The sequence below is a fragment of the Nocardia arthritidis genome, from assembly GCF_011801145.1.
GTDB lineage: Bacteria > Actinomycetota > Actinomycetes > Mycobacteriales > Mycobacteriaceae > Nocardia > Nocardia arthritidis_A.
On sequence record NZ_CP046172.1, the window covers coordinates 5,678,960 to 5,687,510 of the forward strand.

Genomic DNA, 8,551 nt, shown 5'->3' on the forward strand with positions numbered 1-8,551 from the left:
GATGTGCGGGCGCGTTTCAACTGGATCAAGATCCCCAGCCGAACCGGGACCGGCTCAACTCAGCGCCCGGATCGCGGCAGCGTGCCGCGGATGCAGCCGCGTCAGCTCGGCGGCGTCGGCGGTGCGGACGATATCCGGGCGGAACGGCGGCGCGACGACGACGCTGGCGAGGGTGTATTCGCCCGTCGGGTCGGCGGCCTGCCAAACACCAGGTGGGACGATCAGATGTGGGTGATGGCCTGCGGCCGGATCGGGGCCGAGCAGGGCCTCGGTCAGTTCCCCGTTCGGATACAGCAGCGTGAAACGCAGTGGTGTGCCCGCGTGATAGGTGTACACCTCCGGATATTCGGCGCTGTGCAGACCCGCGCGATGGGTGGCGGGCATGAGCCAGTAGATGACGGTCGAATGGTCGTCGCGCCAGGTCTCCCGGAAATAGCCGTTGCAGACGGGCAGCGGAGCGAGCTCCAGGCGATCGATGATCGACTGTGTGGTCGAGCTGAGGGTCATGCTGCGAGTTTCCCCTGTACGAAAGAGACAAGCCATCCGGAAAGGGAACTGGTGATCGAAGCGGAATTCAAGGCGAAGCTCACCGATCCCGGTGCGGTTCGCGCAAGATTGGAGCAGCGAGCGCGCCCCGAACAGGCGACCTATCGGGACACCTATTTCGATACCGCGAATCACGCACTCGCACAAGCGGATCGCGAACTCCGACTGCGAACTGTCATCACGGGGAACGAAACCCGCGAACTGCTGACGTTCAAGGACGCCGCCGTCGACGCGGCGACCGGTTCCAAACCCGAATTCGAGGTCATGGTCGGCGAGCGCGAACCGATGGCGCGGATCATCGCCGGGCTCGGCTACGAACCGGCGATCGAGTTGACGAAGCGGTGCGAGAACTTCCGGTTCGTGGCGGCCGGGCGCGAATTACTCGCATCGCTCGTCACGGTTCCCGAAATCGACGGTGTATTCCTCGAATTGGAGACGCACGCCGCCGAACAGGACCTCCGGGCGGCGCTCGACGATCTGCGGACCGTGCTGTCCGAACTGGGTGTGTCCGAGGATCAGTTGACCACCGAGCTTTACACCGATGCCGTGGCCCGGCATCGATAACTCACCGCTCGGTGCGGGCCGAGGTGCCGACCGGAATATCCGCGTGCACCGGACGGCACAACCGGTGCACCCGGGCGGGCGGCAGATTCAACCACGCGGTGCGGCATCCGAGCGCGTAGCGCCGCCGATATCCGTCGAGCACCGCCTCGACGCGGCGATGACGCAGCGCCTCGCTCCGGCTGGACAGCAGGCCGCGGGCCGTCGCGGTGCCGCGATAGGCGAAGTAGGTGAGCACGCCGCCGGGCCGGAGCAGCTCGAAATAGCGGCCCATAATCGAATCCACCTGGTGCGGTTCGAAATTGGTGAACGGCAGACCAGAGACGATCACATCGTAGCGTTGGCTGGTTTCCAGTTGCTCCACCAGAGTCTGATGCAGCCGCACCCGAGGACCCGCCGCGTCGGCGAGTTCGCGCAACAGTTCGGCGAACCGCGGATTGGCCTCGACGATATCGAGCTCGCTGTCGGCGCGCAGCAGCGGGAGCAGTACGCGAGTCACCGCGCCGGTGCCGGCGCCCACCTCGAGTATGCGCAGCGGACGATCCTGTTCGGCCCGTACGGGTTCGGTCAGCAATCGGGCGAGCGCCCGGCCGCTCGGCGCGACCGCACCGGTGGCGCGCGAGTCGAGGATCGCCTCGGCGATGAATTCCAGATGTTCGGAAAAGCGGTGCCTGCGTGGATATTTCGAGGTAGTCACGGCATTCGACGGTAGAAATCGTTGCCGCCCTTCGAATCCGCCATTACACGACCGCCACCCCCGACGAAAGTAGGGGTTCGGCGGGGCGGAAAGTCGGCGGCGCGCGGGCGGGGCGCCCGCCTAGAATTCCCGGATGAGCTGGAACGACAGCGCAATCTGGGCTCGGTTTGGCCGCGCCGTGCTCGTTGTCACGGTGACGGCGGTCGCCGTGCACAACGGCGCCATCAACGCGCAGGGCGGCTACCTGACGCCGTTCACGGCGGCGGCCGTGCTGTGCGGTATCGCGCTGCTGTTGCGGCGACCGTGGTGGCTGCCGCTCACCGCCACCCTCGCCACGGCGGCCTTCTGGGGCGTGCCGATGCTGCCGCCGCTGCTGGTCGCCCTGTACGACGCGACATCCGCGGGCAGGCTACTCGCGGCGCTCATCGGCGCAGGACTCACGCTCGCGGCCAATTCGCTGTGGCGGCCCGACCATTCGCTGTGGGCGATCCAGCAGTACGGCGCGACGCTCTTCCTGCTGGTCGCCGTGGCGACCGGACTCCTGGTGAACGACCGGCGCCGCCGCGTCGCCGCGCTGGCCGCCGAGGTCGACCATCTGCGCGTCGAACGCGAGCTGCGGGAACATGCGGCGCGCAGCGCGGAACGATCGGCCGTGGCCGAGGAGATGCACGATGTGCTCGCCCACCGGCTCAGCCTGATCGCCCTGCACACCGGCGCGCTGCTGACCAGGCGCGACGATCTGCCCGAACCGGTCGGCGAGCGGCTCGCGCTGCTGCGCACCACCGCCACCGAGGCGCTCGCCGACCTGCGCGACGTGCTCGGCGCATTGCACGACGACGAAACTCCCGCCAAACCACCGGCACCGACGCTGCGCGCGGTGGCCGACCTGGTCGACGAGGGACGCGCGGCGGGACAGCGAATCGAATTGCACGTCGACGGCGAACCGGAGCGGGTGCCCGCCACCCATCGCCTCGCCGTCGCGCGGCTCGTGCAGGAGGCGATGACCAACGTCCGCAAACATGCGCCGGAGGCCACCGCCGCGGTCCGCATCACCTACGGCCCGCCGACTACCGTTGTCGAGGTGAGCAACAGCGCGAGCGCCCGCCCAGCGACAACAGTGCCATCGGGTTACGGCCTGATCGGCCTGCGCGCGCGGGTCGCCGCACTCGGCGGCGAATTACAGGCCGGGCCGACGGATTCGGCCGCATGGCTGCTCAGCGCCCGGATACCGCACCCGGATATCGCATGATTCGCGCCATGATCGTCGACGACGACGCGCTCGTCCGGCTGGGCCTCACCGATCTGCTGGCCGCGGACCCGCGGATCGAGGTCGTCGCGGAGGCCGCCGACGGGCTCGCCGCCGTGGAACGGGCCGCCGCACAGCGCGTCGACGTCGCACTGGTCGATGTCCGCATGCCGCGGATGGACGGCATCACCGCGATCGGACGCCTGCGCGCACTGCCCACGCCGCCCCGGATCATCACCCTCACCACCTTCGACCTCGACGAATACGTCTACGACGCACTCGCCGCCGGTGCCGACGGCTTCCTACTCAAAGACACCGATCCCGCCGAAATCCTGCGCGCCGTCCACCTCGTCGCCGACGGATCCGCCATGCTGCATCCGGCCGCCGCGCGCCGGGTGATCGACCGATTCCACCGCACCGACCAACCCAGAACCGCGGCGGCCCGTTCCCGGATCGCGGCCCTCACCCCGCGCGAACGAGATGTCCTGACCCTGCTCGGCGCCGGTGCCACCAACGCCGAGATCGCCACCGATTTGCGCATGCGCGAGAGCACGGTGAAGGCGCACGTCAGCCGAATCCTGCTCGGGCTGGAGGTGACCAACCGGGTGCAGGCCGCGTTACTCGCCCGGGATGCGGGTCTTACGAACTGACGCAGCGGATTTCACGTCGCCGGACGGATACGAGCCGGCGCCGGATCAGGCGACCACGGCCAGCAATGTCATTGCCGCGTCGGACAATTCGGGGTCGCCATCCCGCTCGGTGCGCCGACGCGCCTCATCGACGGTGAGCCCGCGGCTGGCCAGCCGCCAGAGCGTGTCCTGGTCCATCCGCACCGACGCGGCGGGCCGAGGCGCCGGTGTCGAGCCGAGATCCCAACCGGCGCCATCGGATACGGCCGTCCATTGGCCGCCTGCCGGACCGGTCACCTCGAACCGCACCACGGTCCCCGCCGGGCGAACTCGATCGCGCAGCGCGAACGGCAGGGCATGCAGGAATGTGATGAGCACCGGACGCATCATCAGCACGTCGTCGGCGCCCGGACGCGACACCGCATCGCGGATCTGCTGGTGATGCACCCAGAATTCGGTGTACTCACGAGCGATATCGAGCCACGCCGGACTGCTTCCCGGGCCCGCCCACGATACGTCGAGATGCGCGGGGCCCGCGAGATCCGTTGCCGCCCAGATGAAGTCCAGCTGAGGACCCAGATGGTCCAGCAGATCGATCAACACCTGCGGACTGCACTGTCGCATCGCACGGACGAACTCGCCGTTCACCCGTGCCAGATAGGTCGGCAAGGTGTCGCCCTGCTCGAATACCGCGCCGCTGTATCCGTCCCGGGCGCCCGAGATTCGACGCAGATGGTCGTTGACGATATGCGCCGTCACATCGTGGACATCCCAGCCGGGACATGCGGTCGGCTTCGCCCAGTCGGCCGCGTCCAGCGACCGCAGGAGCTCCGATAACGCCTGCCGTTCAAGTGGAAACAAGGATCGGGTGTCAAGTGGGATCACCGTGCGCAGTCAACCGCTCACGAACCGGCGATGCCACCGAATTTCCAGACTCTGGAACGCGGCTAGGGCCTGTCCTCGCTGACAGACGACGAGCAGGCCTCGGCGATTATCGCCGTATCCCAGTAGAAGGGCCGGACCTCGGTGATCCTCCCGTCCACCACGGTGATCGTTTGCAGGATAGGGAAATTCAGCTCACGACCGCTGACGCGGGATCGAGCGCGCACGTGAGTCAGCACGACAAGCGGGTCGCCCTCGGACAGGAATGCCTGTTCGATCAGCTCGAAGCGCTCCCAGGTCGCGCTCATCGCTAGAAAAAACCGCTCCATACCTTCATGGCCGCGCCACGCTCCCCCGTAAGGCAGCGAATCTGCCTGCCACAACACAACTTCCGGCGCGAAGAACGGCGCAAGCGTGCTGAACGAAGCCATGCCGGGACCGCCGGCGGCGAGATATTCGGCCTCGGCCCGATACATGCCCTCCAGCACAAGCCGGGCCGGGGATACGGAAGATACGGTCATACCGGCAACTATCAGTCCTTTGCCAATGGATTGCTGGCGATTATCGGACGGCGCATTCGGACCAGTTCCAGGGATCGTTTGTACTTGGTCGGATAGTGTCTCGGGCAAAGGCATATAGGTCATGGGGGTAGCTATGTCCGCGAAAGTCGGTCGGGTTCAGACGGATTCGAACCTGCTGGGACAGATTGCGCAGGCTGCGTCGCAGGCGGGGCTGGGGCAGCATCGTTCGGCGCATCTCGCTGGTCCGTCGCCGCATCGGAAGAGTTTGCGCAATGCCAGCCTGGGCGTGGCGATACTGGTGCCGGTGGCGCTGGTCGGCGTGGCGACAAGAGCCCCGTGGGCGATGTTCGCGGCAATCGGTGCGACGATATTCGGGCTGGCCTTGCTCATTGTTGCCCTACAAAGCAGGCCCTATCTTGTCGCGGATCGTTGCCTGCGGATCGATCTGTACGAGCGTGGTCTGGTGGCGGTGCAACGCAGGGGCCTGCGGGCGGTGCGTTACGAGAACACCTCGGTGCGGCAGTCGATCACCACGTTCGAACGCACCGGGCGTACCGAATACCGCTACCGAATCACCGATGTCACCGGTGTGCAGCTCGAGCTTCGCGGGAACCTCGAGCACCCGCAGGACTGGGGACCGGCGATCCAGAGCGGAGTCGCCGACGCCCAGCTGCCGCTGATGTGGTCCGCGGTGCAGGCCGGGCAGCGAGTCGAATTCGGTCCGTTCTGGATCACGTTGTCGGAATTCGGTACCGCGCGGAAGTCTGTGGCGTGGAACCAGATCGAGGAGATCAAGATCTACGATGGCTCGGTTGTCGTGCAAGTAGTGGGACAGCTGTTGATCTTGGCGTCCGCCGAGGTGCGCGACATTCCGAACCTTCTCGTCTTCCGGGCCTTGGCCGATCATTTGTGCAAGATGCATGGGCGCGACGACGCCGTGCGTGCGTAGCCGGATACCCACCAAGACCGTCGGAAAATAACGCCACGGATAGCCGCCGACACGACCTGTGCCCGCACACCCTGGGGATGTGCGGGTCAGTCCGAATCAGTTGGTGGCTGTTGGTCTTTCAGCCACTCACCGTGCCGTGACAGGTCACGGTGGTTGCGGTGGTGGATACGAGACAGCGCCCGCGCCAGCAGCTCACCCGGATGGTGGCGATGGTTCACTCGCGGTGTCCCAGTGGGGTCGATATGCGGCGGCGCGATCCACCCGGTCCGCCCCGGATACCGTGAATCCTCGCCAAGGACAACGGTTTTCCAGCTGTTCGGGCCATCATTGATCAGCGCATGACAGTGATCGCAGGCCAGGGTCAGATTTCCCACATCCGTCGCGGCGCCCGCACTCCACCCCGTGACATGATGCACCGCACACATACTCGCGGGTGCATCACACCCCGGACGGGTACAGCCACGCAGCGCCGCGGTCAACGCCATCCGCTGCGCAGCCGAGGCCAAACGGCGTTTGCGCGCGAAATGCAGTGGCAGACCTTGTTTGTCGAACACCATCAGGTATGGGTCGGCATGTTCGGCCAACCGCAGGACTTCGCTGATCGGGATCATGCCACCGGTCGCGGTCGTCGCGACACCGGTCTTGCGTTCCAGATCCTCCACGCTGACGGTCATGATCATCGACACCGGCAACCCCCGGTGCTCACCCAACGCATCAACCCGCGTTTGCGGATGCAGCAAGGCGAGCAAAGCATCATGCTGACGTTGGGCCACGGTGCGGGTATCCCGGATCGCGGCCGCCACCATGGCCTCACGGTCCACGAAATCACAGGCCCCATGCGGAGAATCGGGATCATCAGGGTTGTTCAGGCCCGGGCGCGCGTATTTGGCTATGAACGCATCCCATAAGGCCCGCAACGTCGGAGAAAGCTCACCGCGAATCGCCGACATACCATCGGCACGCTGCGGACCCACGGTGATCCCCCGCATCCGCGCCCGATCCTTGTCGTCGGTGATGCGGCCGTCCGGATCGAGGTAGGCCAAGATCTTCTCCCCGACGACAGTGATATCGCGCGGGCTCAGCGTGCGCGCGTGCTCCGCGAGCAGCTTCTCGACGGCCTCGAACTCAGGGTTGTCCACCGACCCGGGCACCCGCTTCATCACCGCCGAAATCCGTTGCGCATGCTCCGCCGTGATCGCACCCTCGGCCTGGGCGGCCGCCGTCGCAGGCAACAACGGCGGATGCACCTCACCCGCCATATCGATTCGAGGACCGAGCTCCTCGGCGGCTTTGGCCCGCGCCGCGGCCTCGGACTGCGAAATATTCAGCGTCTCAACCAAAAACCGCGACACGCCCGCCGCGCCCACCCGCGCCGGAATCGACCGCTGAGACACCTGCGCCAACACCTGATGCCCGAACCCCGCCAACCGCCGCACCACACACTCGACATCCCGCACCAACTGGATCAGATCCTCATCCAACAATGGTGTCAACGGAGTGTCCACCAGCCGATCCACGCTCGCGAGCAACGAGTCGGCGACTCGTTGCCGTACCGCAGGATCGTCCGGTGTCATACCCACACCCTATCGAACCAACATTCGATTGTCACGAAAAAACGATGACCACAAAGGTAAAATACCGCTGCTCACAATCACGCCAAACCCTTTGCAGGGCAATAGAAAAGAGCGATCCAGCGACACCACGCTACATTCAAGCCCAGCCCGGCGCTTTCGACGTCGAGCGCTATCGCAAGCATGCGAACCTCGTTACGAGGCAGGACCTCAGCACTCATGAGCAACCGACTCGCCTCCGCAATCGCCCTTCACGACGAGCCGTCGAAAGGAATGCGAAGCCGACCTCACCTGCCGACACGAATCCGGCACCTTGCAACCGGCGTTCACTGCCCGCCGGACTGAGGATCGGCTGAAGATGGCGGCCATCGGCTGGGCGAGGAACAGCGGGCGGGGTTGAATCGGCTGTGTGATCGGCTGAGCGGCGCGCGAGCCTGACCGAGATCACCTGGTACACAATCTCTTTCGAAAAGGTGAGTGATATGACGAACGGAGCGCGACGGGGTCGAGCCGTCCGGGTCGCTGTTGTGGCGGCGGTGATTGCCACGCCATTGCTGGCCACGGCGGGAGTAGCCGCCGCCGATCCCGGGCCGAGCGGCGGGGCCGCTCAGCCGACGGTTCGGCTGGTCGATTATGACGATTGGTATCACTGGCACTGCCAGGTCCAGCACGAGTGGTGGCGGCCGCACTGCCACGACCACGACTGGGATCGGCCCGATCCGCCTGCGACCGGCAGCGCGGTATAGGTCCGGTCCGAACGGATGTGGCGCCGCCGAGCGATGCCACATCCGTTCGGGCACAACTGAATTAGCTTCCGGCGACAGGAGTCGACGTAGGAGGCCCGGACGAATCCGCCTGCGCACGAAGCTATCTCGCGACTTGGGCAAGTTTGACGGTCCCCGGCACGATCAGGGGCCTCCTGGGCACAGCGCGTCGGACAGGCGCAGCA

At 66.1% G+C, this 8,551-nt stretch carries 10 protein-coding genes; 5 read left to right on the plus strand and 5 right to left on the minus strand.

All coding sequences use genetic code 11. The annotated features are described in order from the left end of the window. Window positions 1-54: 54 nt before the first annotated feature. Entirely contained in the window at window positions 55-507 is a 453-nt protein-coding gene (locus F5544_RS25535) for a cupin domain-containing protein (RefSeq protein WP_167475533.1), read from the minus strand. Window positions 508-558: 51 nt separating this feature from the next. Between F5544_RS25535 and F5544_RS25540 the strand changes: the two genes are divergently transcribed. Then, a complete protein-coding gene (locus F5544_RS25540; RefSeq protein ID WP_174867405.1) occupies window positions 559-1,110 on the plus strand; it encodes a class IV adenylate cyclase in 552 nt (183 codons plus the stop codon). Window position 1,111: 1 nt separating this feature from the next. Here the strand turns inward: F5544_RS25540 and F5544_RS25545 are convergent, their stop codons facing one another. After that, window positions 1,112-1,804, minus strand: coding sequence for a class I SAM-dependent methyltransferase (locus F5544_RS25545; RefSeq protein ID WP_167475534.1), 693 nt, complete (start codon window positions 1,802-1,804; stop codon window positions 1,112-1,114). 133 nt (window positions 1,805-1,937) lie between these two features. Between F5544_RS25545 and F5544_RS25550 the strand changes: the two genes are divergently transcribed. Both F5544_RS25550 and F5544_RS25555 read left to right on the plus strand, forming a co-directional pair. Continuing rightward, window positions 1,938-3,053 carry a sensor histidine kinase gene (locus F5544_RS25550; protein ID WP_167475535.1) on the plus strand — a complete coding sequence of 372 codons (1,116 nt, stop codon included), beginning with the start codon at window positions 1,938-1,940 and terminating at the stop codon, window positions 3,051-3,053. Next, window positions 3,011-3,700: a response regulator gene (locus F5544_RS25555; protein WP_238846656.1), complete on the plus strand. Its 690-nt coding sequence runs from the start codon at window positions 3,011-3,013 to the stop codon at window positions 3,698-3,700. Before F5544_RS25550 ends, F5544_RS25555 begins: the two co-directional genes overlap by 43 nt. A gap of 45 nt (window positions 3,701-3,745) precedes the next feature. On the opposite strand, the gene F5544_RS25560 is transcribed toward F5544_RS25555, so the two are convergent. Both F5544_RS25560 and F5544_RS25565 read right to left on the minus strand, forming a co-directional pair. Beyond that, complete coding sequence (locus F5544_RS25560; RefSeq protein WP_238846657.1) at window positions 3,746-4,540, minus strand: maleylpyruvate isomerase family mycothiol-dependent enzyme; 795 nt, start codon at window positions 4,538-4,540, stop codon at window positions 3,746-3,748. A gap of 86 nt (window positions 4,541-4,626) precedes the next feature. After that, window positions 4,627-5,082 (minus strand): nuclear transport factor 2 family protein, encoded by a 456-nt coding sequence (locus F5544_RS25565; protein WP_203217350.1) that lies wholly within the window; start codon window positions 5,080-5,082, stop codon window positions 4,627-4,629. A gap of 133 nt (window positions 5,083-5,215) precedes the next feature. On the opposite strand from F5544_RS25565, the gene F5544_RS25570 reads away from it, so the two are divergent. Continuing rightward, a complete protein-coding gene (locus F5544_RS25570) occupies window positions 5,216-6,031 on the plus strand; it encodes a DUF6585 family protein (RefSeq protein ID WP_342760382.1) in 816 nt (271 codons plus the stop codon). Between the two features lie 86 nt (window positions 6,032-6,117). On the opposite strand, the gene F5544_RS25575 is transcribed toward F5544_RS25570, so the two are convergent. Then, on the minus strand, window positions 6,118-7,605 hold the full coding sequence (locus F5544_RS25575; protein WP_167475538.1) for an HNH endonuclease signature motif containing protein: 1,488 nt from the start codon (window positions 7,603-7,605) through the stop codon (window positions 6,118-6,120). Window positions 7,606-8,084: 479 nt separating this feature from the next. On the opposite strand from F5544_RS25575, the gene F5544_RS25580 reads away from it, so the two are divergent. Beyond that, window positions 8,085-8,348 (plus strand): hypothetical protein, encoded by a 264-nt coding sequence (locus F5544_RS25580; RefSeq protein ID WP_167475539.1) that lies wholly within the window; start codon window positions 8,085-8,087, stop codon window positions 8,346-8,348. Window positions 8,349-8,551 lie beyond the last annotated feature (203 nt).

Bases quoted from the DNA above. Each gene is read 5' to 3' on its own strand.
- F5544_RS25535 (WP_167475533.1), bottom strand. From the start codon at position 507: ATGACCCTCAGCTCGACCACACAGTCGATCATCGATCGCCTGGAGCTC.
- F5544_RS25550 (WP_167475535.1), top strand. From the start codon at position 1,938: ATGAGCTGGAACGACAGCGCAATCTGGGCTCGGTTTGGCCGCGCCGTG.
- F5544_RS25555 (WP_238846656.1), top strand. From the start codon at position 3,011: ATGGCTGCTCAGCGCCCGGATACCGCACCCGGATATCGCATGATTCGC.
- F5544_RS25565 (WP_203217350.1), bottom strand. From the start codon at position 5,082: ATGACCGTATCTTCCGTATCCCCGGCCCGGCTTGTGCTGGAGGGCATG.
- F5544_RS25570 (WP_342760382.1), top strand. From the start codon at position 5,216: ATGTCCGCGAAAGTCGGTCGGGTTCAGACGGATTCGAACCTGCTGGGA.
- F5544_RS25575 (WP_167475538.1), bottom strand. From the start codon at position 7,605: ATGACACCGGACGATCCTGCGGTACGGCAACGAGTCGCCGACTCGTTG.
- F5544_RS25580 (WP_167475539.1), top strand. From the start codon at position 8,085: ATGACGAACGGAGCGCGACGGGGTCGAGCCGTCCGGGTCGCTGTTGTG.